The following is a 25,460-nucleotide window of genomic DNA, read 5'->3' on the forward strand; positions in this document are numbered from 1 at the left end:
TCTACTCCGGAAATTTCGAGACGATGATGAACATCGCCGTGCCGGCCAGCATGGTGACGAACGAATAGGTGTAGAGCGCCAGCGCGAAGGGCTGGAACAGCATCAGGAAGCCGATGGCGATGATCGCCGTGGCGACGTTTTCCATCAGCCCGCGCCTGGCCCAGATAGGCCAGCGCGATTTGCGTTTTACGGTCAGGCTCATTTGCGCACCGCGCCGAAGGTGATGCCGCGCAGCAATTGCTTGCGAAGCAGGATGGTGAAGACCAGGATCGGCACCAGGAAGATCGTCGTGCCGGCCGCTACCGCCGGCCAGTCCTGGCCGCCTTCGCCGATGATGGTCGGGATGAAGGGCGGCGCGGTCTGCGCCGTGCCCGAGGTCAGCAGCGCGGCGAAGGCGTATTCGTTCCAGGCAAAGATCAGGCAGAAGATGGCGGTCGCGGCAATGCCCGTGGTCGCCTGCGGCAGCACGGTGCGCCAGAACGCCTGCAGCCGCGTGTAGCCGTCGATCATCGCCGCCTCTTCATATTCGCGCGGAATCTCGTCGATGAAGCCTTTCAGCAGCCAGACTGCCAGCGACACGTTGACCGCCGTGTAGAGCAGGATCATGCCGAGCGCGGTGTCCGACAGGCCGAGCTCCCGATACATCAGGTAGATCGGGATGGCGACGGCGATCGGCGGCATCATCCGCGTCGACAGGATGAAGAACAGAAGGTCGTCGGCGAGCGGCACCTTGAAACGCGAAAAACCATAGGCCGACAGCGTGCCGAGGAACACCGCGCAAAAGGTCGAGCCGAAGGCGATGATCAGCGAATTGACGAAGCGCGGCATGAAGTTCGACGGGCCGGCGATCACCATGTTGCGCTTGCGCACCGTCTCGTCGCAGACCCCCGTCGCCGGTCCCAGGGAGTTGATGTATTCCGGGGTTTGCCGAGTCCGGGTCGAGAACAAGTTGCAGTAGCCCTCGAGGCTCGGCTGGAACAGGATCTTCGGCGGATAGGCGATCGAATCCGGCGGCGTCTTGAAGCTGGTGGCGAAGATCCACAGCAGCGGCACGATCGAGATCAGCGCGTAGGCAACGATGATCGTGCCGGCGACGCGCTTCGACGTGGCCGAGGGTGCGACAACGGAATGGGCTGACGTCAGGCTCATCTCTGCTTCACCTTGTTCAGTGCCTTGACGTAGATGTTGGCCAGGCCGAACACCGCGACGAACAGGATGATGGCGAAGGCCGAGGAATAGCCCGTCCGCCAGCTTTCGAAGGCCTGCCGCTTCAGCGTGATCGAGGCCACTTCGGTAGTCGATCCCGGCCCGCCGCCAGTGAGCAAATTGACCATGTCGAACATCTTGAAGTTCTCGATGCCGCGGAACAGCACCGCCAGCATGATGAAGGGCAGCGCCATCGGCAGCGTGATCGACCAGAACTGCCGCCAGTTGGAGGCGCGATCGACCTCGGCCGCTTCGTAGATGTATTCGGGGATCGAGCGCAGGCCGGCGAGGCAGATCAGCATCACGTAAGGCGTCCACATCCAGGTGTCGACGATTATGATCGACCATGGCGCCAGCGACACGTTGGAGAGCATACTGATCTGCGTTGCCGGAATGCCGGTGACGAACGAGACGGCGTAGGCGAACAGCCCGATCTGCGGCTCGTAGAGAAAGCGCCAGAAATTGCCGACCACCGCCGGCGACAGCATCATCGGCACCAGGATGATGGTCGTCCAGAAGGCGTGCCCGCGGAACTTGCGGTCGATCAGCCAGGCCAGTGTAAAGCCGATCAGCGTCTGCAGCAGGATGGTCCAGAACACGAAATGCGCCGTCGTCTGCATGGCGATCCAGATGTCCTGGTCGGCGAGGATGCGCTTGTAGTTCGCGAGCCCAAGGTTCTTCACCACCTCATTGGGACGATTGGCGCGAAAATTGGTGAAGGACAGATAGATCGCCCAGAACAGCGGGAAGATGTTGATGGCTAAAAGCAACAGGATCGTCGGCGAGATGAACAGCCAGGCGAGGCCCTTGTCGCTGATGCCCCGGACCTTGCGGGCCAACGGCTCGGGCGTAGCCCGGGCAACGCTGTCCGCAGTCCGATTGAGCATGGTCAGTCCTGCTTCGGTCACTTGGATCGTCTCGACAATCGAATTTATCTGAACTGTGTCCCGTGCCAAGGGTGGCACGGGACGGTTCGGTCATGGGCCCGGGAGGAGCCGGTTACATCTTGCCCCGGTTACATCTTGCCATCGTCCTGGAAGACCTCGGTCCAGTCCTTGACGAGGCCGTCGAGCGCATCCTTGGCCGAGCCTTGCCCGGCAACGACATAGTCGTGGAAGCGCTTCTGCGATGCCTGCAACAGCGGGGCATAGCTCGGCTCGGCCCAGAAGTCCTTCACGATGGCCATCGAGTCGAGGAAAGTCTGCGCGTAGGGCTGGCTGGCCGGGAAGCCCGGGTCCTTCACGACCGCGTTGAGACAGGAATAGCCGCCGAGCGACCACCATTTGGACTGCACGTCCTTGTTGGCGAACCATTTGATGTACTTGAGCGCGGCTTCCTGCTTATCGGAATAGGAGACCACCGAGATGCCCTGGCCGCCGAGCTGGGCGAACTGGTCGCCGTCCGGACCTTTGGGATTGACGAAATAACCTATCTTGTCGCCGCCGACATTCTCGTCCTTCTGCAGGCCTGGCCATGTGAAGGCGAAGTTCATGTGCATCGCCACCTGGCCGGATTTGAAGGCATCGACGCCTTCGCCCATGTAGCTGTTCGAGGCGCCGGGAGGGGTGCAGCAATCATAGAGCGCCTTGTAGAACTCCAGGCCCTTCACCGATTTATCGGAGTTGACGAAGCCTTCCATCTCGTAGGGCTTTTTCGGGTTTTCGTACTGGAAGCCGAAGCTGTAGAGTACGTCCATGGCGCCCATGGTGATGCCTTCCGAGCCGCGCTCGGTATAGATCGACGCGCCATAGACGGTCTTGCCGTCGATCTCGCGCTTCTGGAAGAATTCGGCGATCTGCTTCAGCTGGTCGAAGGTCGTCGGCGGGCCGAGATCCCAGCCATACTTTTCCTTGAATTCCTTCTGCAGCTCCGGCTTGGAGAACCAGTCCTTGCGGTAGGTCCAGCCGACGACGTCGCCCATCGCCGGCAGCGCCCAGTAATTTGGCGAGTTCTTCGGCCATTCCGAATAGCCGACGACGGTCGCCGGCACGAAATCGTCCATGCTGATCTTCTCCTTGTCGAAGAAGTCGTTCAGCTTGACGTAATGGCCGTTCTCGGCGGCGCCGCCGATCCACTGGCTGTCGCCTATGATCAAGTCGCACAGCTTGCCGTGCGAATTCAGCTCATTGAGAAAGCGGTCGGCATAGTTGGTCCACGGCACGAATTCGAATTTCATGCCGATGCCGGTTTCCTTGGTGAAGTCCTTGGATAATTCCACAAGCGCGTTGGCTGGGTCCCAGGCTGCCCAGCAAAGCGTCAGATCTTCTGCCTGCGCGACGTTCGAAACGGCTGTCGACGCAACGAGTGCCGAGGCCAGACCCAACGCCAATTTAAAGGTCGATTTCATGCCTTCCTCCCATTTGCGAAACGCGTCCGGATGACGGTTTCAAGAGCCCGCTAAACCCCTCTCCTCCGGGGCCTAAACACAATGGCGGTAACGCCCGGATGTTTAGTAGTTTGTTTAGTGATGCAATTTTTACTAAACAACGCAAGCGAATTCGTTGCTGCGCCGCAGCATGGCGGACGAGAGCGATGTGAGAAGCAGCCGTGGCCGGTCTATGTGACCGTCTTGTTGCTGACCGTCACTGGGCGGATCGCTGGGGCCGGTGGCAGCAGCGCGCGGATGTCGGCGAAGGGGAAGACCGGCTCGAAGCGGAAGGCCTCCGCGAACGCCTCGGCTAGGCCGTTGCACTGGCCGGCGCGAAAGGCGTTCTGCGTGCGCGCCGCGTCGACGAAACGCTCGGGATCCTGCGACTGGTGCGCCCGGATCGCCTCCGCCTTGAGATCGAAATGCGTGGAGGTATCGACGTAGTGCGTTGGCGAAAACCCGGTGCCGCCGAACGTGTCGGCATGCAGCACGGGCACCGTGAATGACGCTGCGATGCGCACGCCATCCGACAGCGCGCGGTGGTCGCCATGATAGTCGTTCGACGCATGTGTGATCGCCAGATCCGGCCCTATCTCGCCGATCAGCGCTTTCAGCGCTCCGATCAGCGCGGCATCCGCCACCAGTGCCCCATCGGGAAAGTCGAGGAAGCGCGGCGTCACGCCAAGCAGGCCGGCCGCCGCCGTCGCCTCCATGCGGCGCGTGTTGGCCAGCGCGGCCGGATCGCCATAGCCGCCCCTGGCGCCATCCGTGGCTATGGCAAAAAAGAGTTCTGCGCCTTGCGCGGCATAGGCCGCCATCGTACCGAACATGAAGATCTCGATGTCGTCCGGATGCGCGCCAAGCGCCAGTATCTTCACTCTCATCTCTCCCGGAAACGGAAAACGTGCCCAACGGAATTCTGCTCGCTCTCATCGCCTATGCAAGCTATTCGTGCAGCGACGCCGTTGTCAAAAGCCTGGGCGGGCAGTTCAACGTCTTCGAGATCGGCTTCTTCTCGACATTGTTTGCCGGCTGCTTTCTGCTCTTTGCCAGGCCGCCAGGCGAGCGCTGGCGCGATTTCTGGCGCACGAACCGGCCCTGGGCGGTCCAGGCCCGCGCCTGGGCCGGCATCGCGTCGGGCGTGCTCAGCGTCTATGCCTTCACCACCATCCCGCTAGCGGAAGTCTATGCGCTGATCTTCCTGGCGCCGCTGTTCGTCACCATCCTGGCCACGCTGGTCCTCAAGGAGAAGGTCGGCCTATGGCGGTGGCTGGCGGTGGTCGCTGGCTTTGCCGGGGTCATGCTGGTCGTCAGGCCTGGTTTTCGCGATTTGCATCTTGGTCATCTGGCGGCGTTCATCATCGCTTTCCTGGCCGCCACCAGTGTCATCCTGATGCGTTCGCTCGCCGCGCAGGAAAAGCGCACGACGATGCTCGGCGTGCTGATCGGCTACGGCCTGTTCTTCAACGGCGTCGGGGCGGCGGCCACCTCGTTCTCGCTGCCGGATGGCAGGCAATGGGCGTGGCTTGTGCTGGCCGGCGCCTTCATCGCCGGCGGCCAGCTGCTGCATCTGCTGGCGGTCAAATACGCACCGGCGAACCGCATCGCGCCTACGCATTACTCGCAGATCGTCTGGGCGGTGCTTCTGGGCGCGCTGTTCTTCAGGGAATATCCCGATTTTCTGTCGCTGGTCGGGCTCGCCGTGGTCGCCGGTTCCGGCCTGCTGACGATGGTGCGCGAGGAGGTGCGGCTCGGCACGGTGCGCTGGAACCCATTTTCGCGGACCAGGCTTTGAATCGGCGCCGAGGTTGCGCCGCGACCGTCACCGCTGATATGCGATCGGCGGCAACTGGCTGCACAGCATAGCCCAATGACCACAAAACCCTTGCCGGACCTGCCGGTCTCCGCTGTCTTGCCGGCGCTCGATGAAGCGCTGAGCCATGGTAACAGCGCCGTGCTGGTGGCGCCGCCCGGCGCCGGCAAGACGACTTTGGTTCCACTGGCGCTGCTCGACGCTGAATGGCTCGGCGCCGGAAAAATCATTCTGCTCGAGCCTCGCCGCCTCGCCGCCCGCGCTGCCGCCCGCCGCATGGCCGAATTGCTTGGCCAAGAGCCCGGCGAAACCGTCGGCTATGCCATGCGCATGGAAAACCGCACGTCCGCAAAGACCAGGATTCTCGTCGTCACCGAAGGCGTGCTGTCCCGCATGATCCTCGACGATCCCGAGCTGCCCGGTGTCGCGGCGGTGTTGTTCGACGAGTTCCACGAACGCTCGCTCGACGGCGATTTCGGGCTGGCGCTGGCGCTCGACGTGCAAAGTGCGCTGAGGCCCGACCTCAGATTGCTGGTGATGTCGGCGACGCTCGATGGCGCGCGTGTCGCAAGATTGCTGTCCGGCGCGCCGGTGATCGAGAGCGCAGGCCGCGCCTTCCCGGTCGACATCCGCTATGACGAGCGGCCGGCCGGCATCGCCATCGAGGACGCGATGGCCAGGGCGATCCGCTCGGCGCTTGCCGGGGAGGTGGGCAGCGTGCTCGCTTTCCTGCCCGGCCAGCGCGAGATCGAGCGCACCGCGGAGCGGCTGGCCGGCAAGGTCGGCGCCGACACCGATATCGTGCCGCTCTTCGGCATGCTCGACAACAAGACGCAGGACGCGGCGATCAAGCCTGCGCCGCCCGGCCGCCGCAAGGTGGTGCTGGCGACGTCGATCGCCGAAACCTCCATCACCATCGATGGCGTGCGCGTCGTCATCGATTCCGGCCTGTCGCGGCTGCCGCGCTATGAGCCGGCGAGCGGCCTGACGCGGCTGGAGACGGTGCGTGCTTCGCGCGCTTCCGCCGACCAGCGCGCCGGCCGTGCCGGGCGCACGCAGCCCGGCGTCGCCATCCGGTTGTGGCGGGCCGAGCAGACGGCGGCACTGCCGGCCTTTACGCCGCCGGAAATCCTCGAGGCCGATCTTTCCGGCCTGTTGCTCGATTGTGCCGCGTTCGGCGTCGCCGATCCAACCAGCCTGTCCTTCCTCGATCCCCCGCCGGCTGCGGCGCTCACCGAGGCGAGGGCGCTGCTGCGTGCGCTCGATGCGGTCGATGCAGCAGGACGCCTGACGGATGCCGGTGCCGCGATGCGCAGGCTGGCGTTACCGGTGCGGCTCGCCCACATGGTCGCCGAGGCGGCAAGGACCGGACAGACGCTCGAGGCGGCGATGCTCGCCGTGCTATTGACCGAGCGTGGCCTTGGCGGCGAGGGCGCCGATCTCGAACGGCGGCTGATGCGCTTTCACGCCGAAAGATCGCCGCGTGTCACCGCTGCCCGGCAACTGGCCGAGAGGTTGGCAAAGCAGGCTTCACCCTCCCCCTCGAGGGGAGGGTCGGCGAACGAGCCGAGCGCAGCGAGACGAGGGAGACGGGGCGGGGTCGCCGATGGCGTGCCCGAACCGACCCCGCCCCGATCCGCTACGCGGATCAACCCTCCCCTCAAGGAGGAGGGCAGCACTGCCGGCTCGCTCCTCATCCATGCCTGGCCGGATCGGGTCGCCAAAGCGCGCGGCGAGCGTGGCCGCTTCGTGCTTGCCAACGGCTCGGGCGCCATGCTCGACGCCTCCGATCCGCTGGCCGGCGAGACCTGGCTCGTCGTCGCCGACCTGCAGGGCAAGGCGCAGAACGCCCGCATCACCGCGGCGGCAGCCATCGATGAGACCGATATCCGTGCCGCGCTGGCGGAAAGGATCGAGACGCGCCGCGAGGTCAGCTTCGACCGCGACAGGCGCGCGGTGCGGGTGCGCGAAACGGTTCGCCTCGGGGCCGTCACGTTGTCCGAACGCATGCTGCCGGCGCCGACCGGTGCCGACGCGGATCGCGCCATCCTCGACGCCTTGCGCGAACACGGCCTGTCCCTGTTGCCGTGGAACAGGGAGGCGGAGACGTTGCGGCAGCGGCTCGGATGGCTGCATCGCGGCCTCGGCGCGCCATGGCCCGATGTCTCCGATGCCGCGCTCGTCGAGCGCCTCGACGACTGGCTGCTGCCATTCCTTTCCGGTGCCACAGCCTTTACGGCGATTGATCCTAGCGTGCTTTCGCAAGGTCTGATGACGCTGGTGCCGCACGAATTGCAGCGCAAGATCGACACATTGGCGCCGACCCATTTCGACGCGCCGTCGGGCAGCCGGCTACCGATCCGCTATGACGGCGAATGGCCGGTGCTGGTGGCGCGCGTGCAGGAGCTGTTCGGCCTCGACCGGCATCCGGCGATCGCCAACGGCACTGTGCCGCTGACCCTCGAATTGCTGTCGCCGGCGCACCGGCCGATCCAGACGACGCGCGACCTGCCCGGCTTTTGGCGCGGCTCCTGGGCCGATGTGCGAGCAGAGATGCGTGGCCGCTATCCCAGGCATGTCTGGCCGGAGAACCCGCTTCTCGCCGCCGCGACCAGCCGCGCGAAGCCGCGCGGTACCTGATGCTTCCCGGACCATGATCACAACCCGAAGGTCCGCGTCAGCGGAAAGTGGTCCCGGTTTTCGGAAAGACCTCCAGCGGTTTCCCCTCTATAATCCCGCCATGATAAACATTCTGCACGCGCCCGACTTCCAGCAAAGCCAGCGGCTGCGCCTCAACACGCTGATCAGGCTGCGCTGGCTTGCCATTGTCGGCCAGAGCCTGACCGTGCTTGTCGTCGCCTACGGACTGAAGTTTCCGCTGCCGGTCAGCATGTGTTTTGCGCTGATCGCTTGTTCGGCCTGGATGAACCTGTTGCTGACCTTCCGCTATCCGGCGGCGCATCGGCTTACCCCGTTCTCGGCCTTTGCCATCCTGACCTTTGACAGCCTGCAGCTTGCCGGCCTGCTCTACATGACCGGCGGCCTTACCAATCCGTTTTCGCTGCTGATGACCGTGCCCGTCGTCGTCTCGGCGACGTCGCTGCCGCTGCGGTTGACGGCTCTACTCGGCGCGCTGGTGATCGTGGCGGCGACGCTGCTGGTCTTCTACCACCTGCCGCTGCCCTGGCATGAGGGGGCGCCATTGGCGATGCCGTTCATCTATGTCGCCGGCATGTGGATGGCGGTGTTCTGCTCCATTGCCTTTACCGCGATCTATGCCTTCCGGGTGGCAGAGGAGGCGCGCCTGCTTGCCAACGCGCTTGCCGCCACGGAATTGGTGCTGCAGCGAGAACAGCATCTCTCGGCCCTCGACGGCCTCGCCGCGGCCGCCGCGCACGAACTCGGCACGCCGCTCGCCACCATCACGCTTGTCGCCAAGGAGATGGAGAAGGCGCTTGGCGAAGATCCGAAATACGGCGAGGACGTGAAGCTGCTGCGTTCGCAGAGCGAGCGCTGCCGCGAAATCCTGAAGCGCCTGACCAGCCTTTCCTCCGAGAGCGAGGTGCACCTCTCGCGCCTGCCGCTGACCTCGCTGGTCGAGGAAGTGACGGCACCGCACCGCGATTTCGGCATTTCGATCAAGCTTCGGCCGGGCGAGCGCATCGGCCCGGAACCGGTGGGCCGGCGCAATCCCGGCGTCATTTACGGGCTCGGCAATTTGGTCGAGAACGCCGTCGACTTCGCCCGCAAGAACGTCACCATACGCTGGAAGTGGAACGAGGCCGCCGTCAGCTTCTCGATCATCGACGACGGGCCGGGCTTTCCACCGGAGATCATCGACCGTATCGGCGAACCCTATATGTCGACCCGACAAGGCACCGAAGCCGGCGGCGGCCTCGGCCTCGGCCTATTCATCGCCAAGACCTTGCTTGAACGCTCCGGCGCGACGCTCGATTTCCGCAATTCGAGCGAGCCCGGCGAGGGCGCTATCGTGCAGATATCGTGGCCGCGCAGCGTCTTCCTTAATCCCGAGCAGGCTTCGGCCACCATGTTCGACACGGCCTAAATTGGACAATAGCGTTGCGAAACTATATTTGCGTAAAAATCAGGCAGCAGGATTTTCAGCACGATGAGTACTGACGAAACGATTGGCGCAATGGTCGAAGGCGAGGACACCTCGCTGCTGATCGTGGACGACGACAAGCCGTTCCTGACGCGGCTTGCCCGCGCCATGGAAACCAGGGGTTTCGTGGTCGAGACGGCGGAGAGCGTCGAGGAGGCGGTTGCCAAGGCGCGCGCCAATCCGCCGGCCTATGCGGTGGTCGACATGCGGCTGGCCGACGGCAACGGCCTCGACGTCGTCGCTGCCATTCGCGAGAAGCGCGACGATGCTCGCGCCATAATCCTTACAGGCTATGGCAACATCGCCACTGCGGTGACGGCGGTAAAGCTCGGCGCCATCGACTATCTGTCGAAGCCGGCCGATGCCGACGACATCTTTGCAGCCCTGACCCGCACGGCGGGCGAACGTGCCGCGCCGCCGGAAAATCCAATGTCGGCTGATCGCGTGCGCTGGGAACACATCCAGCGCGTCTACGAAATGTGCGACCGCAATGTCTCGGAAACCGCACGCCGCCTGAACATGCATCGCCGCACGCTGCAACGCATCCTCGCCAAGCGCGCGCCGCGCTAAAAGGTTCTGACTGCAGGCTTGCCCGGCCAGCGCCGTTTGCGCATCATCGCTGGGCGGTGCGTCGGACCTTGCCGCTGATACGACGGAGGCGACATGCAGGACGAAAAGCGGCTGGTCTCCATGCTGCGCGAATTCCTCGACAGCGAGGCGGCCGGCGGCCTCATCCTGATGGCTGCGGCGGCCCTGGCCCTGATCGTCGCCAATTCGCCGCTGGCCGAAGCTTATTTCTCCGCCCTCCATGCCTATCTCGGACCGCTCAGCGTCTCGCACTGGATCAATGACGGCCTGATGGCGGTGTTCTTCCTGCTGGTTGGCCTCGAGATCAAGCGCGAGATGCTCGACGGCCAGCTCTCGACCTGGCCGCGCCGCGTGCTGCCCGGCATCGCCGCCGCCGGTGGCATGGCGGTGCCGGCACTGGTCTACGTCGCCATCAACCGCAACAATCCAGCCGCTCTGTCCGGCTGGGCGATCCCGACCGCCACCGACATCGCCTTTGCGCTCGGCGTGCTGTCGCTGCTCGGCAGCCGCGTGCCGGGCTCGTTGAAGATATTCCTTACCGCGCTCGCCATCATCGACGATCTCGGCGCCGTGCTCATCATCGCGGTGTTCTATACCAGCGGCCTGTCGCTCGCCTATCTCGGCGCCGCCTTCGCCGTCATCGCGCTGCTGGTGGTGCTCAACCGCATGCGGGTGCTGACGCTGCTGCCTTATATCGTGCTTGGTGTCGTGCTGTGGGTTTTGGTTTTGAAATCGGGCGTCCATGCGACGCTCGCCGGGGTCGCGCTGGCTCTCACCATACCGCTGAAGATCTCGTCGGGCAGCGGCCACGATCTCGACCATTCGCCGCTGCACCGGCTCGAACACGGCCTGCACAAAATCGTACCCTTTTTCGTCATCCCGATCTTCGGTTTTGCCAACGCCGGCGTTTCGCTCGGCGGTCTCAGCGCTGCCGCCCTGGTCGAGCCGCTGACGCTCGGCGTCGCCGCGGGTCTCGTCGCCGGCAAAGTGGTCGGCGTGTTCGGGTCTTCCGCGCTTGCCATCCGGCTTGGCTTCGCTGATCTGCCGGTCAATACCGGCTGGCTGCACATGATCGGCATTTCGCTGCTCTGCGGCATAGGCTTCACCATGAGCCTGTTCATCGGCCTGCTCGCCTTCGCCAGCGACGTCGCTCTGCAGGACGCGGTCAAGGTCGGCATCCTCGCCGGCTCTTTCATCGCAGCGATCCTCGGCGCCGCTGTGCTGCTGGTTGCGCCGGCCGCGAGCGGGGCGGAGGAGGCGGAAGAATAATCGCGTGGCGCCTTCGGCCTGAGGCCACCGTCTCCCCGAGGGCGCTATCCGTGCGCAATCATGACGTGGCGGACTGCGGTATAGTCCTCCAGCGCATATAGCGACATGTCCTTGCCGTAGCCGGATTGTTTCAACCCGCCATGCGGCATCTCGTTGGTCAGCATGAAATGGGTGTTGATCCAGGTGCAGCCATATTGCAGGCGCGCGGCCGTCGCCATGGCGCGCGAAACATCCTTGGTCCACACCGACGACGCCAGGCCGTAGTCAGAATCATTGGCCCAGTTCACCGCTTCGTCGACTTCGGAAAAGCGGGTGACCGAGACCACCGGGCCGAACACTTCGCGGCGCACAATCTCGTCCTCCTGCAGCGCGCCGGCGACGACGGTCGGCTGGTAGAAGAAGCCGGAGCCCTCGCCCGGCATGCCGCCCGTAGTGATCTCGATGTGCTTGAGCTCCGAGGCGCGCTCGACGAAGCTCGAGACGCGGTCACGCTGGCGACGCGAAATCAGCGGGCCGATCTCGTTCTCGGTATCATCGGGGCGATCATACTTGATGGTCGAGACCGCAGCGGAGAGGTCCGCGACAAGTTTGTCATAGATCTTCTTGCCGGCATAGATGCGGCAGGCGGCGGTGCAATCCTGGCCGGCATTGTAATAGCCGAAGGCGCGCAGGCCGTTGACCACCGCACCGAGATCGGCGTCGTCGAAGACGATGACCGGCGCCTTGCCGCCGAGCTCGAGATGTGTGCGCTTGACCGATTTAGCGGCGGCCTGCAGCACCTTCTTGCCGGTGGCGACGTCGCCGGTGATCGAGATCATGTTGACCTTCGGATGGTTGATCAGCGTGTTGCCGACGCTGTCGCCGCGGCCGAGCACGATGTTGACGACGCCTTCCGGCAGGATCTCGACAAGGATTTTCGCCAGCTTCAGCGCGGTCAGCGGCGTCTGTTCCGACGGCTTGAAGACGACCGTGTTGCCGCCGGCAATCGCCGGCGCCAGCTTCCAGGCCATCATCATCAGCGGATAGTTCCACGGCGCGATCGACGCCACAACGCCGATGGCGTCGCGGCGGACCATCGAGGTGTGGCCGGGAATGTATTCGCCGGCGACCTGGCCAGGCATCGAGCGGACCGCGCCGGCAAAGAAGCGGTAGCAGTCGACGATCGCCGGGATCTCGTCATTGAGCACGGCATTGATCGGCTTGCCGCAGTTCAGCGCCTCGAGCGCCGCAAAATCCTTTGCCGCAGCCTCGATGCGATCAGCGATCTTCAGGAGATAGCCGGCGCGCTGCGCCGGTGTTGTGCGGGACCAGGTGACGAAGGCTTTTTCGCCGGCAAGTACGGCCGCCTCGATCTGGACCGGGCTGGCCTCGGGCAGATTGAGGATGGTCGCCCCGGTCTTCGGGTTGAGGATCGGTTCCTCGGTCTCGGTGCCTTTTTCGAATTTCGAGCCGATCAGCATCTGCGTGTCCATGGAAGTCTCTCCCTTATGAACGAGATCATTTGCCCGAACCGGCGATCTGGTCGCCGTCGCGGGTCAGGTAATAGGCAGCGAGGATGGGAAGCAGCGTCACCAGCACCACGACCATGGCCACGACATTGGTGACCGGACGCTGGCGCGGACGGATCAATTCCTCCAGCATCCAGATCGGCACCGTCTGCTGCTGGCCGGCGGTGAAGGTGGTGACGATGACCTCGTCGAAGGACAGCGCAAAGGCAAGCATGCCGCCGGCCAGCAGCGCGGTTGCGATGTTGGGCAGCACGACATGCCGAAAGGTCTGGAAACCATCGGCGCCGAGGTCCATCGACGCCTCGATCATTGAGCCGGACGTGCGGCGGAAACGGGCGACCGCATTGTTGTAGACGACGACCACGCAGAAGGTGGCGTGGCCGAGCACGATTGTCCAGAACGAGAACGGGATTTCGGCCAGCGCGAAGGCCGAGCGCAGCGCGATGCCGGTGATGATGCCGGGCAGTGCGATGGGCAGGATGACCAGCAGCGAGATGGTTTCGCGGCCGAAGAATTTTGTGCGCGACACGGCAGCGGCGCACAGCGTGCCGAGGACCAGCGCGATGGCGGTCGAGATCGCCGCGACCCGCACCGACAGCGATAGCGCCTGCCAGACGTCGGGGCGATTCCAGGTGACGGCGAACCATTGCGTGGTCAGGCCCGGCGGCGGCCAGACGAAGCTCTTCTCCTCGGTGGTGAAGGCATAGACGAAGATCAGCAGAATCGGCAAATGCAGGAAAAGCAGGCCGCCGGTGGCAGCGAGCTTCAGTCCGATCGGCGCGGATGGGCCACGGTCAGAGCGCATCGAAGGCCCCCATGCGCTTGGCGCCCCAGAGATAGAAGCCCATGATGACGATAGGCACCACGGTAAAGGCGGCGGCGAGCGGGATGTTTCCGGCGGTGCCTTGCTGCGAATAAACGGCCTGGCCGATGAACAGCCGCGAGGTGCCGATGATCTGTGGGATGATGTAGTCGCCGAGCGTCAGCGAGAAGGTGAAGATCGAGCCGGCGACGATGCCGGGCAGCGCCAGCGGGAACAGCACGTTGCGGAAGGTCTGCCCGGGCGAGGCACCGAGATCGGACGAAGCCTCGACCAAATTGCCCGGCACGCGCTCGAGTGCGGCCTGCACCGGCAGGATCATGAACGGCAGCCAGACATAGACGAAGACGATGAAGGTGCCGGTTGAGGAGACCGACAGCGAGTTGCCGCCGACGACCGGCAGCGACAGCCAGGCGTCGAGCAGCCACAGAAGATGCAATTTGGCCAGTAGCCACGTCAGGATGCCTTCCTTGGCGAGAATCAGCTTCCAGGCATAGATCTTGACCAGGTAGCTCGACCACAGCGGCAGCATGACGCCGAGATAAAACAGCGCCTTCCAACGGCCGCGGGCATAGCGCGCCGCGTAATAGGCGATGGGAAAGGCGATGACCGCCGCCGCCAGCGTCACCAGCGCCGCCATCGTCACCGTGCGCAGGATGATGTCGAGATTGGCAGCCTGCAGCAGGTCGCCATAAGTCTTCAGCGTGAACTGCCGGTTGATCAAGCCGGAGAACTCGTCGATCGAAAAGAAGCTCTGCAAAAGCAGTGCGAAGAGTGAGCCGATATAGACGATGCCGAGCCACAGGACCGGCGGCAGCAGCATGAGCAGAAGCAGGAATTGCGGCCGGCGCCAGAAGAGGTCGGAGAGCGCGCCACGCAGGCCGCCGCTTCCCGGCAGGATGGCGGGCGCCGTGGCCCGCGGCATGGCAGCGTCCAGGCTCATCCGAGATCGTCCATCAGATGTAACTGCTCGCGGTTGAAGGTGAGCGCCACCGCCTCGCCTTCCCGGGGCAAGGCAGCACCCGCCGGCACGATGACATGCAGCCGCAAGCCCTCTGCATCGAGTGCCAGTCTTGTCGTGGCGCCGAGATAATTGGTCGACACCAGGCGGGCGGCAACGCCGTCGCCCTTGGCCGCCCGGCCGATGCGAATGGATTCGGGCCGCAGGCTGCCCCAGCGATGCTGGCCGGCATAGCGCTGGACGAAATCCGGCGGCAACACGTTGGACGAGCCGACGAAATCGGCGACGAAGCGGGTCTTGGGGCGCTGGTAGATGTCTTCCGGCGTGCCGATCTGCATGATCTTGCCATCGTTGAACACGGCGACGCGGTCGGCCATCGACAGCGCTTCGCCCTGGTCGTGGGTGACGAACACGAAGGTGATGCCAAGCGCCTTCTGCAGCGATTTCAACTCCTCCTGCATGTTTTCGCGAAGCTTGAGGTCGAGCGCGCCGAGCGGCTCGTCGAGCAGCAGCACCTTGGGCTGGTTGACCAGCGCACGGGCGAGCGCGACGCGCTGGCGCTGGCCGCCGGAAAGCTGGCCAGGGCGACGCGCGCCGTAGCCGGGAAGCCGCACCAGCGCCAGCGCGTCTTCCGCCGCCTTTTGCCGCTCCGGTCTGCCGATGCCCTTGACCATCAGCCCATAGGCGACGTTGTCGAGCACGTTGAGATGCGGGAACAGCGCATAATCCTGGAACACGGTGTTGACGTTGCGGCGATAGGGCGGCACGCCCTCGGCGCGTTCGCCGAAGATCGAGATCGACCCCGCCGTCGGCTGCTCGAAACCGGCAATGAGGCGCAGGCACGTCGTCTTGCCCGAGCCGGAAGGCCCGAGCATGGCGAAGAACTCGCCCGGCACGATGTCGAGATCGACCGCGTCGACCGCACGCACGCTGCCGAAATGGCGGGAGACTTTTTGGAAGGAAACGGCGGAGGTCATGGGGCTGTCCTGATCTGTCAGGCTCATCAAATTTTCATGCGGTTGTGCCGCCCCTCATCCGCCTGCCGGCACCTTCTCCCCGTATGGTGGACGGGGAGAAGGGAGGCGCTCCAACGCTGGCGGCCCCCCGTTCTTCACCGGGAGAGGGTAAGGGTGACGGGCAGCGCCGGGCTTCGTAGGTGAGGCGAACTCACCGCCCGCCGATGACGCCGATATAGTCCGACACCCAGCGGTAGTAGGGTACGCACTGGTCGTTCTGGGTGGCGCATTTCGAGACCGGCGTCTTCCAGAACTTGATCTTGTCGAAATTGTCGTAGCCGTTGGTCTTGCAGCCTTCTTCGCCGAGCAGTTCGTTGCCCTTGCAGGCGGCAGGCACCACCGGCAGCGAGCCGAACCAGGCGGAGACGTCGCCCTGCACTTTCGGCGACAGCGAATGCTCCATCCACATGTAGGCGCAGTTCGGGTGGGCAGCATCGGCCTCCATCATCGTGGTGTCGGCCCAGCCGGTAACGCCCTCCTCGGGGATGGTCGAGGCGACCGGCTTCTTGGCCGCGATCAGCGTGTTGACCTGGTAGGGCCAGGAGCCGGAGGCGACGACGCCTTCGTTCTGGAAATCGTCGACCTGGATGGCGGCGTCGTGCCAATAGCGTCCGACCAGCGTACGCTGGACCCGCAGAAGGTCGAGCGCGGCCTTGTACTGGTCTTCGGTCAGTTCGTACGGATCCTTGATGCCGAGCTCCGGCTTGTGGGCCATCAGGTAGTTGGCGGCATCGGCGATGTGGATGGGCCCGTCATAGGCCTGGACGCGGCCCTTGTTCGACTTGCCGTCGGAAAGCTTCATTTCCTCGAAGACCACGTTCCAGCTCTTCGGCGCCTCCTTGAACACTTCGGTGTTGTACATCAGCACGTTCGGCCCCCACTGATAGGGGACGCCGTAATGGACTCCGCCGACGGTGAACCAGGGCGCATCCTTCAGCCGGTCGTCGACCGTCTTCCAGCTCGGTATGAGGTCGGTGTTGATCGGCTGAACGCGCTTGCCTGCGACAAGGCGCAGCGAAGCGTCGCCCGAGGCGGTGACGAGATCGAAGCCGCCCTCGTTCATCAGCGAGACCATCTCGTCGGAGGTGTTGGCGGTCTTGACGTTGACCTTGCAGCCGGTTTCCTTCTCGAACGAAGTGACCCAATCATAGGCCTTGTCGGTTTCGCCGCGCTCGATATAGCCCGGCCAGGCGACGATATTGACCTCGCCTTCGCCTTTGCCGAGCTCCTTGACCTGGGCGATGGCCTGGCCGGAGAAGCTCAGCGCGACCGTCAAGGCAGTGCATGATTTCAGCAATGAATTCATCGTCGATCTCCCATTTTTGCATGACCTCGAAACCGGTTTCGGGCTTCGGAAGAAGATCATGCGCCCGTTCAAAAACGTTGGATGCGCGGCTCTGAGGGCCGTGCTCCGGCGGCAGCTTTGTTCCCTGACCGAAAAGTGCTGCGAAATTTCCGGTTTCGCAAATTCATTTATCAGAAAGCCGATATCGATTTTTCCGATACGTCAGCGGCCGATCTTCTCGGGTCGTTGGCGCACCATGCGCTGCGACTGGGCAAGTCCGATGAAGTCGCGCGCCGCTTGCGGCAGGCCGGAGCCGCGCCGCCAGACCATGCCGACCTGGACGACCGGCAACGACCCCGAAATATCGCGCGATTCGATGCGGTCGCCTTCCAGCGACCATGGCCGGTAGACGAGATCGGGCAGCAGCGCCACGCCGGCGCCGGTAGCGACGAGGCTGCGCACCGCTTCGACCGAGCGGGTGCGGAAGGCGACATGCGGCTTGGCGCCGATTGCCGTCAGCAGCTTTCCGGTATTCTCCTCGATCTCGTCGACGGTCAGCATGATCAGCGGTTCCGAGGCGATGTCGCCGATGCCGATGATGTCGGCACCGGCCAAGGGGTGGCCGAGCGGCAGCCACAGCCGGTAGGCCGAGACTTCGAGGATTTCGGACTGCAGCGCGGTGCGGTCGCGCAGGTTCGAGGTGACCATGACGGCAATGTCGAGCTTGCCGCCGATCAACAGATGCTCGAGATAGTCGCCATTGTCCTCGATCGCCGAGACCTCGACACCCGGATAGGCGCGGCGGTAGCGGGCAAGAAGATCGGAAAGCACATAGCCAGCGACCAACGAGGTGACGCCAAGTTGCAGCCGCCCGCTTGCCGCGATCCGTTCGCCGAAGAAGGCGCGGCGCGCATCGGAAACGTCGGCCAGGATCTTCCTCGCATGGCGCAGGAACTGGTGGCCTTTGTGGGTGATGTTCAAGCCGCGCGGGTGGCGCTCGAACAGCTCGACGCCGAGATCGTGCTCCAACTCCTTGATCGCTTCGGTGACCGAGGATTGCGAGATCGACAGGTTCTGGGCGGCGCCCGACACTGTGCCCTGCTCGGCGACGGCGATGAAGAACTGCAATTGGCGGATGGTGAAAGCCATGGCCGGACTAAACACGGCAGAGGCGGCGCTGGGAAGTGGGTGCTGGTGCCGATCTGCCGATAGAGCTCAGCCCTCGCTTCCGCCGTCCGCAATGCTGAGCCGCGCGCCGGCCTGGACGAGGGCGGCGGCGATGTCGTGCGGCGGCGGCCGGTCGGTCGCGAGTTCGGAAAAGCCGCCTAACCCGCAGACCTGAACAAGGCCCTGGCGGCCGAACTTGCTGTGGTCGGTGATGACAAGCGAACGCTGACCGCGCGACAGCACCATGCGGGCGAATTCGGCCTCTTCCAGATCATAGTCCATGACGCCGGTGACGGCATCGACCGCACCGATCGATATCACCGCATGGCTGACGGAAAAGCGGCTGACGAATTCGATGGCCGAGACGCCGAAGGCAGCACCGGAATCGCTGCGCAGCTCGCCGCCGGCCATATAGACCTTGTTGCCGTTGACGGTGGCCAGTGTGCGGGCGATGTCGGAGGAGTTGGTGACGACCGTCAGCCGCCGGTGGCCGAGCAGTTCCCGGGCCAGGAATGAGGTGGTGGTGCCGGTGTCGAGCATGATCGATTCGCCGTCGCGGATGGTGGCGGCGACCATGCGGGCAATAGCTCGCTTGGCATCGGCGTTCTCGCGCATGCGCCGCTCGAACGGCGCTTCGCCGGCAATCGACGGCAGGCCGACGGCGCCGTGCATCTTGAGGATGGAACCGTCGCTGGTCAGTGGCTTGACGTCGCGGCGTACTGTCTCCAGCGAGACGCCCAGCCGATCAGCCAGGCTGGCAATGGTAACGGTGCCTTCCTCCTTGAGGAGGCGCAGGATTTCGCCATGCCGCTTCGAGTGGAGCATCAGTTCCATCCGGTCGGATTGTTGCACCATTGACCGGTTCTACGGCATAAATGCCACTAACTCCAGGAAATTTAGCAAAATTCGGGCAAAAAACCAGAAAACACCACAATTTCGCGTTGACAACGCCTCCAGCGTGGCGCGACATTATCGCCGTGACAGGCTCGGAACGGAGGACGACGGCTGAGCCGCACGAAAAATCGCCTGCCCGAATGCCCGGGAGATCGTCGGGTGCAAGGGTACCGAAATTCAGGATCCGCGGGGGCGGATGCCGGCGTCGAAGAACCCGGCACAAAGGGGCTCGTCGGTGCGGTGCGGGATACCGATCCCGAGATCTGCACCGACGAGATCTTCGCGTTGCCGCCATTCCTCCGTCCGATTGTCATCGCTGGCCAGCCGTGACATGCGTGGAAAATTGACCCGATGGACGAGATCGTGACTGTCGAAGACCGCATCCGTGCGCTGCCTTGCTGGACCGGCGGCATCGATATCGCGCCGCTGCCGGGCGGGTTGAGCAATGCCAATTATCTGGTCAAGGACGCGGCCGGGCGGCACGTCGTGCGGATCGGCCAGGATTATCCGTTCCACCATGTCTTTCGCGAGCGCGAGATGATGACCGCGCGGGCAGCGCACGCGGCAGGCTTCGCTCCGGCCGTCCACTACACCGGACCCGGCGTCATGGTGACGGAGTATCTCGGCGCCAAGGCCTATGTCGCGCAGGACGTGCGCGCTGATCTCGGCCGCGTTGCCGCGTTGCTGCGCGGCTTCCACCGGGAGATGCCCAGTCACATCTCCGGCGCCGGCTTCATGTTCTGGGTGTTCCACGTCATTCGCGACTATGCGCGCACGCTGGAGGAAGGCCGCAGCCGCAAGCTGGACGAATTGCCACGCCTTTTGACCCTGGCGGACGAGCTCGAGCGCGCGCAAAAACTGCTGCCGATCGTCTTCGGTCACAACGATCTTCTGCCGGCCAACATAATCGACGACGGTCACAGGCTGTGGCTCATCGACTTCGAATATGCCGGCTTCAACACCGCGATGTTCGACCTTGCCGGTGCGGCTTCGAACGCCGGCATGAGCGACGAGGAATCTTTCGCCTTCCTGACCGCCTATTTCATGAAGGAGCCGGACCCGGCGATACGGCGCTCGCACGCCGCCATGCAATGCGCGTCGCTGCTGCGTGAGGCGATGTGGGGCATGGTTTCCGAGCTCTACCTCGATGCGCCCGGCGTCGACTACGCCGCCTACGCCGACGAAAACCTGGCGCGGCTCGAAGCCGCCCTGGAAAACTACAGGACAAAATACGGGACGCGGACATGACCTTGCCCGCCCAGGCCGGGATCGTGGTCATCGGCGGTGGCATCATCGGCTGTTCGACGGCCTATCATCTGGCGCGCGACCACAAGGCCGAAATCGTGCTGCTCGAACAGGGCAAACTGACCTCGGGTTCGACCTGGCATGCTGCCGGGCTGGTCGGCCAGCTACGCTCGTCGGCGTCGATCACGCGCGTGCTCAAATATTCAGTCGATCTCTACAAGGGGCTGGAAGCCGAAACCGGCCTCGCCACCGGCTGGAAGATGACTGGCTGCCTGCGCCTCGCCACCAATGCCGACCGCTGGACCGAGTATAAGCGGCTGGCAACGACGGCTAAGAGCTTCGGCATGGACATGCATCTGCTGTCGCCGGCCGAGGTCAAGGAAATGTGGCCGCTGCTGGAAACCGGCGACCTCGTCGGCGCGTCCTGGCTGCCGACCGACGGTCAGGCAAGCCCTTCCGACATCACCCAGTCACTGGCCAAGGGCGCGCGCATGCATGGCGCAAAATTGTTCGAGGAAGTGCGGGTCACCGGCTTTGAAATGACCAACGGCCGGATCGTTAAGGTTAGGACGAACAGGGGCGATATCGCCTGCGACAAGGTGGTGAACTGCGCCGGGCAATGGGCGCGGCAGGTGGGTGCGCTGGCCGGCATCAACGTGCCGCTGCAGCCGGTGAAGCACCAGTACATCATCACCGAGAGGATCGTCGGCCTGGCGACCGACGCGCCGACAATTCGCGACCCCGATCGCCGCACCTATTTCAAGGAGGAGGTCGGCGGGTTGGTGATGGGCGGCTACGAGCCGAACCCGCAGGCGTGGACGACCGGCCTACCCGGCGGCGATGTGCCGGACGATTGGGAGTTCCGGCTGTTCGACGATGATTACGATCATTTCGAGCAGCATATGAGCCAGGCGATCGAGCGCGTCCCGGCGCTTGCCAATGTCGGCGTCAAGCAGATGATCAACGGGCCGGAGAGCTTTACGCCGGACGGCAATTTCATCCTCGGCGTGGCGCCGGAATGCCCCAATATGTTCGTCGGCGCCGGCTTCAATGCCTTCGGCATCGCGTCCGGCGGCGGCGCCGGCTGGGCGCTGGCGCAATGGGTCGTCGACGGCGAGGCGCCGCTCGATTTGTGGGTGGTCGATATCCGCCGCTTCTCCGACCTGCACCGCGACCGGAAATGGGTCGGCGACCGCACGCTGGAAGCCTACGGCAAGCACTACACGATCGGCTTCCCGCATGAGGAATATGTCAGCGGACGGCCGCGCATCGTCTCACCTTTGTACGAGCGGCTGCAAAAACATCGCGCCGTGTTCGGCTCGAAACTTGGCTGGGAGCGGCCGAACTGGTTCGCGCCGGCAGGCATCGAGCCGAAGGACGTCTATTCGATGGGCCGGCAGAACTGGTTTTCACCCGTCGGGGACGAGCATCGCCATGTGCGCGAAAAGATCGGCATTTTCGACCAATCGTCGTTTGCCAAATACGAAATGACCGGAGCCGACGCGCTGAGGGCGCTGGACTGGATCTGCGCCAATGACGTCGCCAAGCCGGTCGGCCGGCTGACCTACACACAGCTCCTCAATACGCGCGGCGGCATCGAGGCCGATTTGACCGTGGCGAGGCTCGGTGAGGAAAAATTCTACATCGTCACCGGCACCGGGTTCCGCACGCACGATTTCTCCTGGATTGCCGATCATATCGGCAGGGAGTTCGACGTGACGCTGACCGACGTCACCGAGGATTTCGGCACATTGTCGCTGATGGGGCCGCGCGCACGTGATGTGCTGTCGGCGGCGACCGATGCTGACGTCTCGAATGCCGCCTTTCCGTTCGGCCATGCTCGCGAGATCGCCATTGCCGGCCACGCCGTGCGGGCACTGCGCGTCACCTATGTTGGCGAACTAGGCTGGGAATTGCATGCGCCGATCGCGGCGACAGGCGAGGTTTTCGACGCGCTGATGGCGGCGGGCGCTACCCACGACATCCGCCCGGTCGGCTACCGGGCGATGGAATCGCTGCGGCTGGAAAAAGGCTACCGCGCCTGGGGCGCCGACATCACGCCCAACGACACGCCGCAGGAGGCCGGCCTCGGCTGGGCGGTGAAGCTCAGGAAGAACACCGATTTCCTCGGCCGGCGGGCGCTTGAAAAGCTCGGTGGCTCGACGCTCAGGAAACGCTTTGCCGGCTTCACTGTCGACGATCCCGACGTCGTGCTGCTCGGGCGCGAAACCATCCTGCGCAACGGCGAGGCGGTCGGTTATCTCACCAGCGGCGGCTATGGCTACACCATCGGCAGGAACATCGGCTACGGCTATGTGCGCAATGCCGATGGCGTCGACGATGATTTCCTCACCTCGGGCGACTACGAGCTGGTGGTGGCAATGGAACGGACGCCGGCGACGATTCACCTCGAGCCGCTTTACGATCCGACGGGAGCAAAGGTGAAGGCATAGAGCCTTCCGCCTTTCGCCTCAGTTCACGATGAGCACCAGCCCCCGGCTCGGCACCGTATCGGCCTCGCCTGGCATCGAGACATAGGGCGGCGTCTCCTCGGCGCGGGTGACGATGCCTTGCGCCTCGAGCTCGGCGATCCGCGCGGCAAAACCCGTGTCCCACAGCGTGTTCTTCACCGTCAGCACGATCACTCCGCCCGGCCGGCAGATGCGGATCAGCTCGTCCAGACCCTCGGCTCCGACATGGCCCGACGTGAAGACGCCGGCTGAGATGATCCCGGCATAGGCATCGTCCACGAAGGGGAGCGGCCCGCCAAGCGCCAGGCAGTGAAGCGCCGAATAGACGCCCTTTCGCGCCGCTTGCGCCAGCATTCCTTCCGAGATGTCGAGCGCCTCGACCTGCGGATAACCGATGATGGCGAGCCACTCGCCGATGAGCCCGGTGCCGGCGCCGGCATCGAGCAGACGTGCGGCGCCGCGCGGCAGATGGCGGGCCAGCAAGGCAAGGCAGATGGTCGGATGGCGATAGCCGGCCGCCGACATGTCGGCGTCGTAAGTGCCGGCCCAGCTGTCGTAGAGCGCGGCTACGTCTTCCGGCCGCTTCGCCGCATAGGCTGCGGCGAGTGCGCTCTGCTGTTTGCTGTCCGTCATTGCTGTTCCGTCGCCTGGTATTGATCCGCTACGCGATGATAGCCAAACGGTGAAAACTGTGGAACCGTCGTCGCGACAATAAAGATGGGAAAAGGAGCGAAAGCCATGGCGGATGACCAGGCACGCGCCGCGCTTGCGGCCATTCCGATGCTGGCCGGCTATGACGGCCCGCTGGAACGGCTCGGCGGCCTGACCAACCTCGTCTTCAGAGGTAAGGATTTCTGCCTGCGTATCCCCGGCAAGGGTACCGAGGAATACATCAACCGCGCCAACGAGGCAGTGGCGGCCCGGGAAGCGGCGAAGGCCGGCGTCAGCCCGGAAGTGCTGCATGTCGATGCCGAGACCGGCGTGCTGGTGACCCGCTTCATCGCCGGCGCCGAGACGATGTCGCCGGAAAAATTCAAGACCCGACCGGGCAGCCCGGCACGCGCCGGCAAGGCCTTTCGCAAGCTGCACACATCCGGCGCGGTGTTCCCCTTCCGCTTCGAGCTGTTCGCGATGATCGACGATTATCTGAAAGTGCTGTCAACCAAGGACGTCGCCCTGCCTGCCGGCTACCACGATGTGGTCCGCGAGGCGGAGGCAGTGCGCTCAGCACTTGCGGCTCAACCTCTGCCGATCGTCGCCTGCCACTGCGACCCGCTCTGCGAAAACTTTCTCGATACGGGCGACAGGATGTGGATCGTCGACTGGGAATATTCCGGCATGAACGATCCGCTCTGGGATCTCGGCGACCTCAGCGTCGAAGGGCAATTCGACGCCGCGCAGGAGGAGGAAATGATGCTGGCCTATTTCGGCGGCGAGCCGAGACCGGCGGAGCGCGCCCGCATCGTCATCTACAAGGCGATGTGCGACCTTTTGTGGACGCTGTGGGGACTGATCCAGCTTGCCAACAAAAATCCGGCCGACGACTTTCGCGCCTATGCAGACGGCCGGTTTGCGCGCTGCAAGGCACTGATGGAGATGCCGGAATTTTCGCGGCATCTCGCGGCGGTGCGCCGGGGTTAATTCACACCCTTCGGTACGTTTTCGGGCGGTACCGTGTCGACCACCTTCTGGCGGTGGAAGATGAACAGGCCGGCCAGCACGACGATGGCCGAGCCGATCAGGATGCGCGGCCCAGGCACATCGCCGAAGAAGGCGAGGCCGAAGACCACTGCCCACAACAGCAGGCTGTAATGCAGCGGCGCCAAGGTCGAGGCCGGCGCCAGCTTCAACGCCCTGGTGATCATCAGATGCGCACCGCACGAGACGATGCCGAGAAGCAGCATGGCGCCGAAATCGAGCGAGGACGGCGTCCTCCAGCTGCCGAGGGTCAGCGCAGCGCCGACCAGCAGCGTGCCGATGGTTTGCCAGGTGACCAGCGAAGTGTCGCTGGTGCCGCGCAGCCGCCGATTGAGGATGATGGCGAAGGCAAAGGAAATGCTGCCGGCGAGCGCGAACATCGAGGACAGCGAGAACGCGGCCGACGACGGCTTCAGCATGATCAGCACGCCGCAGAAACCGAGCAGGATAGCCGCCCAGCGGCGCCAGCCGACCCTTTCGCCGAGCAAAAAGTGCGACAGCGCCGCGACGTAGATCGGCCCGGCCATGTAGAAGCTCATCACATCGGCGAGCGGCAGATAGACGACCGCCGCGTAGAACAGCGCCGTGTCAAGCGTCGTCATCACCACGCGCAGCAGCTGCAGCTCCGGCCGCTCCATGAGAAACAGCTTGGCCGCACCCTGATGGGCAATCATCGGCCCAAGTATGAAAAACGCGCCGATCGAGCGGATCAGCACGACCTGGCCGACGGAAAAACTGGCAACCAGCCACTTGCCCATCGCATCGTTCAGCGCAAACAGGAAATCGCCGGCGAGCATCAGCAGGATGCCGGCCAGCAGCGCGTTCCTGATCGTCGAATTATGGGCTGCGGGCTGCGCCATTCCGTTACCGGTTCCTCGCCGTGGGGTACGGTGACCCGCGTCGTAGTCGCAAGCTGCGGCCGTGACGAGGCGAAAATCGAGAATTCGGTAAGACCAGCGCCGGAAATCGGCTGGACTAATGCATGTCGCGCAAAAGTGTGCAGCGGTTTTGCGACAACGACATGCATC

General features: G+C 64.1%; 22 protein-coding genes. 8 read left to right on the plus strand and 14 right to left on the minus strand.

Going from position 1 to position 25,460, the window contains the following annotated elements; all coding sequences use genetic code 11:
* Position 1 precedes the first annotated feature (1 nt).
* The 5 genes from NKH83_RS25335 to NKH83_RS25355 form a co-directional block, all read right to left on the minus strand.
* The gene (locus NKH83_RS25335; protein ID WP_254816114.1) at positions 2-202 is read right to left on the minus strand and encodes a hypothetical protein; all 201 of its coding nucleotides are present in this window, start codon (positions 200-202) and stop codon (positions 2-4) included.
* Positions 199-1,149: a carbohydrate ABC transporter permease gene (locus tag NKH83_RS25340; protein ID WP_254816115.1), complete on the minus strand. Its 951-nt coding sequence runs from the start codon at positions 1,147-1,149 to the stop codon at positions 199-201. The genes NKH83_RS25335 and NKH83_RS25340 overlap by 4 nt, the downstream gene beginning before the upstream one ends.
* A complete protein-coding gene (locus tag NKH83_RS25345; protein ID WP_302893612.1) occupies positions 1,146-2,093 on the minus strand; it encodes a carbohydrate ABC transporter permease in 948 nt (315 codons plus the stop codon). Before NKH83_RS25345 ends, NKH83_RS25340 begins: the two co-directional genes overlap by 4 nt.
* A gap of 128 nt (positions 2,094-2,221) precedes the next feature.
* Positions 2,222-3,553, minus strand: a complete 1,332-nt coding sequence (locus tag NKH83_RS25350; protein WP_352479851.1) for an ABC transporter substrate-binding protein — start codon at positions 3,551-3,553, stop codon at positions 2,222-2,224.
* 209 nt (positions 3,554-3,762) lie between these two features.
* On the minus strand, positions 3,763-4,452 hold the full coding sequence (locus NKH83_RS25355; protein WP_352808008.1) for a PIG-L deacetylase family protein: 690 nt from the start codon (positions 4,450-4,452) through the stop codon (positions 3,763-3,765).
* Positions 4,453-4,478: 26 nt separating this feature from the next.
* Between NKH83_RS25355 and NKH83_RS25360 the strand changes: the two genes are divergently transcribed.
* From NKH83_RS25360 to nhaA, 5 genes are all read left to right on the plus strand, one after another.
* Positions 4,479-5,369, plus strand: coding sequence for a DMT family transporter (locus tag NKH83_RS25360; RefSeq protein WP_352808009.1), 891 nt, complete (start codon positions 4,479-4,481; stop codon positions 5,367-5,369).
* Between the two features lie 75 nt (positions 5,370-5,444).
* Positions 5,445-8,027: an ATP-dependent helicase HrpB gene (gene hrpB, locus NKH83_RS25365; RefSeq protein ID WP_352808010.1), complete on the plus strand. Its 2,583-nt coding sequence runs from the start codon at positions 5,445-5,447 to the stop codon at positions 8,025-8,027.
* Between the two features lie 100 nt (positions 8,028-8,127).
* Positions 8,128-9,453: an ActS/PrrB/RegB family redox-sensitive histidine kinase gene (locus tag NKH83_RS25370; protein WP_352479855.1), complete on the plus strand. Its 1,326-nt coding sequence runs from the start codon at positions 8,128-8,130 to the stop codon at positions 9,451-9,453.
* Positions 9,454-9,516: 63 nt separating this feature from the next.
* Positions 9,517-10,080 (plus strand): ActR/PrrA/RegA family redox response regulator transcription factor, encoded by a 564-nt coding sequence (locus NKH83_RS25375; protein WP_023676342.1) that lies wholly within the window; start codon positions 9,517-9,519, stop codon positions 10,078-10,080.
* Between the two features lie 93 nt (positions 10,081-10,173).
* Complete coding sequence (nhaA, locus tag NKH83_RS25380; RefSeq protein ID WP_352808011.1) at positions 10,174-11,367, plus strand: Na+/H+ antiporter NhaA; 1,194 nt, start codon at positions 10,174-10,176, stop codon at positions 11,365-11,367.
* A 44-nt stretch (positions 11,368-11,411) separates the two neighbouring features.
* Here the strand turns inward: nhaA and NKH83_RS25385 are convergent, their stop codons facing one another.
* From NKH83_RS25385 to NKH83_RS25415, 7 genes are all read right to left on the minus strand, one after another.
* Positions 11,412-12,839, minus strand: a complete 1,428-nt coding sequence (locus tag NKH83_RS25385) for a gamma-aminobutyraldehyde dehydrogenase (RefSeq protein WP_352808012.1) — start codon at positions 12,837-12,839, stop codon at positions 11,412-11,414.
* A gap of 25 nt (positions 12,840-12,864) precedes the next feature.
* Entirely contained in the window at positions 12,865-13,680 is an 816-nt protein-coding gene (locus tag NKH83_RS25390; RefSeq protein ID WP_352479858.1) for an ABC transporter permease, read from the minus strand.
* Positions 13,670-14,620, minus strand: a complete 951-nt coding sequence (locus tag NKH83_RS25395; RefSeq protein WP_254816389.1) for an ABC transporter permease — start codon at positions 14,618-14,620, stop codon at positions 13,670-13,672. The genes NKH83_RS25390 and NKH83_RS25395 overlap by 11 nt, the downstream gene beginning before the upstream one ends.
* Positions 14,621-14,634: 14 nt before the next feature.
* Positions 14,635-15,633 (minus strand): ABC transporter ATP-binding protein, encoded by a 999-nt coding sequence (locus NKH83_RS25400; protein ID WP_254816125.1) that lies wholly within the window; start codon positions 15,631-15,633, stop codon positions 14,635-14,637.
* 190 nt (positions 15,634-15,823) lie between these two features.
* A complete protein-coding gene (locus tag NKH83_RS25405) occupies positions 15,824-16,978 on the minus strand; it encodes an ABC transporter substrate-binding protein (RefSeq protein ID WP_352479860.1) in 1,155 nt (384 codons plus the stop codon).
* Positions 16,979-17,179: 201 nt separating this feature from the next.
* Positions 17,180-18,106 carry a LysR family transcriptional regulator gene (locus NKH83_RS25410; RefSeq protein ID WP_254816127.1) on the minus strand — a complete coding sequence of 309 codons (927 nt, stop codon included), beginning with the start codon at positions 18,104-18,106 and terminating at the stop codon, positions 17,180-17,182.
* Between the two features lie 66 nt (positions 18,107-18,172).
* Entirely contained in the window at positions 18,173-18,949 is a 777-nt protein-coding gene (locus tag NKH83_RS25415; protein ID WP_352808013.1) for a DeoR/GlpR family DNA-binding transcription regulator, read from the minus strand.
* A gap of 432 nt (positions 18,950-19,381) precedes the next feature.
* On the opposite strand from NKH83_RS25415, the gene NKH83_RS25420 reads away from it, so the two are divergent.
* Complete coding sequence (locus NKH83_RS25420; RefSeq protein WP_352479885.1) at positions 19,382-20,266, plus strand: phosphotransferase; 885 nt, start codon at positions 19,382-19,384, stop codon at positions 20,264-20,266.
* Positions 20,263-22,716 (plus strand): GcvT family protein, encoded by a 2,454-nt coding sequence (locus NKH83_RS25425; protein WP_352808014.1) that lies wholly within the window; start codon positions 20,263-20,265, stop codon positions 22,714-22,716. The genes NKH83_RS25420 and NKH83_RS25425 overlap by 4 nt, the downstream gene beginning before the upstream one ends.
* 18 nt (positions 22,717-22,734) lie before the next feature.
* On the opposite strand, the gene NKH83_RS25430 is transcribed toward NKH83_RS25425, so the two are convergent.
* The gene (locus tag NKH83_RS25430; RefSeq protein ID WP_352808015.1) at positions 22,735-23,367 is read right to left on the minus strand and encodes a class I SAM-dependent DNA methyltransferase; all 633 of its coding nucleotides are present in this window, start codon (positions 23,365-23,367) and stop codon (positions 22,735-22,737) included.
* A gap of 105 nt (positions 23,368-23,472) precedes the next feature.
* Here NKH83_RS25430 and NKH83_RS25435 point away from each other — a divergent pair, with 105 nt between their 5' ends.
* Positions 23,473-24,375 carry a phosphotransferase gene (locus NKH83_RS25435; protein WP_352808016.1) on the plus strand — a complete coding sequence of 301 codons (903 nt, stop codon included), beginning with the start codon at positions 23,473-23,475 and terminating at the stop codon, positions 24,373-24,375.
* Here the strand turns inward: NKH83_RS25435 and NKH83_RS25440 are convergent.
* Positions 24,372-25,292, minus strand: coding sequence for a DMT family transporter (locus NKH83_RS25440; RefSeq protein ID WP_352808017.1), 921 nt, complete (start codon positions 25,290-25,292; stop codon positions 24,372-24,374). The two genes, NKH83_RS25435 and NKH83_RS25440, sit on opposite strands and share 4 nt — an antisense overlap.
* Between the last annotated feature and the right edge of the window lie 168 nt (positions 25,293-25,460).

Source organism: Mesorhizobium sp. M0909, assembly GCF_040319515.1.
Lineage (GTDB): Bacteria > Pseudomonadota > Alphaproteobacteria > Rhizobiales > Rhizobiaceae > Mesorhizobium.

Excerpts from the sequence above, each read along its gene's own strand:
- NKH83_RS25335 (WP_254816114.1), bottom strand. The coding sequence starts at position 202 with ATGAGCCTGACCGTAAAACGCAAATCGCGCTGGCCTATCTGGGCCAGG.
- NKH83_RS25340 (WP_254816115.1), bottom strand. The coding sequence starts at position 1,149 with ATGAGCCTGACGTCAGCCCATTCCGTTGTCGCACCCTCGGCCACGTCG.
- NKH83_RS25345 (WP_302893612.1), bottom strand. The coding sequence starts at position 2,093 with ATGCTCAATCGGACTGCGGACAGCGTTGCCCGGGCTACGCCCGAGCCG.
- NKH83_RS25350 (WP_352479851.1), bottom strand. The coding sequence starts at position 3,553 with ATGAAATCGACCTTTAAATTGGCGTTGGGTCTGGCCTCGGCACTCGTT.
- hrpB (WP_352808010.1), top strand. The coding sequence starts at position 5,445 with ATGACCACAAAACCCTTGCCGGACCTGCCGGTCTCCGCTGTCTTGCCG.
- NKH83_RS25370 (WP_352479855.1), top strand. The coding sequence starts at position 8,128 with ATGATAAACATTCTGCACGCGCCCGACTTCCAGCAAAGCCAGCGGCTG.
- NKH83_RS25375 (WP_023676342.1), top strand. The coding sequence starts at position 9,517 with ATGAGTACTGACGAAACGATTGGCGCAATGGTCGAAGGCGAGGACACC.
- nhaA (WP_352808011.1), top strand. The coding sequence starts at position 10,174 with ATGCAGGACGAAAAGCGGCTGGTCTCCATGCTGCGCGAATTCCTCGAC.
- NKH83_RS25385 (WP_352808012.1), bottom strand. The coding sequence starts at position 12,839 with ATGGACACGCAGATGCTGATCGGCTCGAAATTCGAAAAAGGCACCGAG.
- NKH83_RS25390 (WP_352479858.1), bottom strand. The coding sequence starts at position 13,680 with ATGCGCTCTGACCGTGGCCCATCCGCGCCGATCGGACTGAAGCTCGCT.
- NKH83_RS25395 (WP_254816389.1), bottom strand. The coding sequence starts at position 14,620 with ATGCCGCGGGCCACGGCGCCCGCCATCCTGCCGGGAAGCGGCGGCCTG.
- NKH83_RS25400 (WP_254816125.1), bottom strand. The coding sequence starts at position 15,633 with ATGACCTCCGCCGTTTCCTTCCAAAAAGTCTCCCGCCATTTCGGCAGC.
- NKH83_RS25405 (WP_352479860.1), bottom strand. The coding sequence starts at position 16,978 with ATGAATTCATTGCTGAAATCATGCACTGCCTTGACGGTCGCGCTGAGC.
- NKH83_RS25410 (WP_254816127.1), bottom strand. The coding sequence starts at position 18,106 with ATGGCTTTCACCATCCGCCAATTGCAGTTCTTCATCGCCGTCGCCGAG.
- NKH83_RS25415 (WP_352808013.1), bottom strand. The coding sequence starts at position 18,949 with ATGCTCCACTCGAAGCGGCATGGCGAAATCCTGCGCCTCCTCAAGGAG.
- NKH83_RS25425 (WP_352808014.1), top strand. The coding sequence starts at position 20,263 with ATGACCTTGCCCGCCCAGGCCGGGATCGTGGTCATCGGCGGTGGCATC.
- NKH83_RS25430 (WP_352808015.1), bottom strand. The coding sequence starts at position 23,367 with ATGACGGACAGCAAACAGCAGAGCGCACTCGCCGCAGCCTATGCGGCG.
- NKH83_RS25435 (WP_352808016.1), top strand. The coding sequence starts at position 23,473 with ATGGCGGATGACCAGGCACGCGCCGCGCTTGCGGCCATTCCGATGCTG.
- NKH83_RS25440 (WP_352808017.1), bottom strand. The coding sequence starts at position 25,292 with ATGGCGCAGCCCGCAGCCCATAATTCGACGATCAGGAACGCGCTGCTG.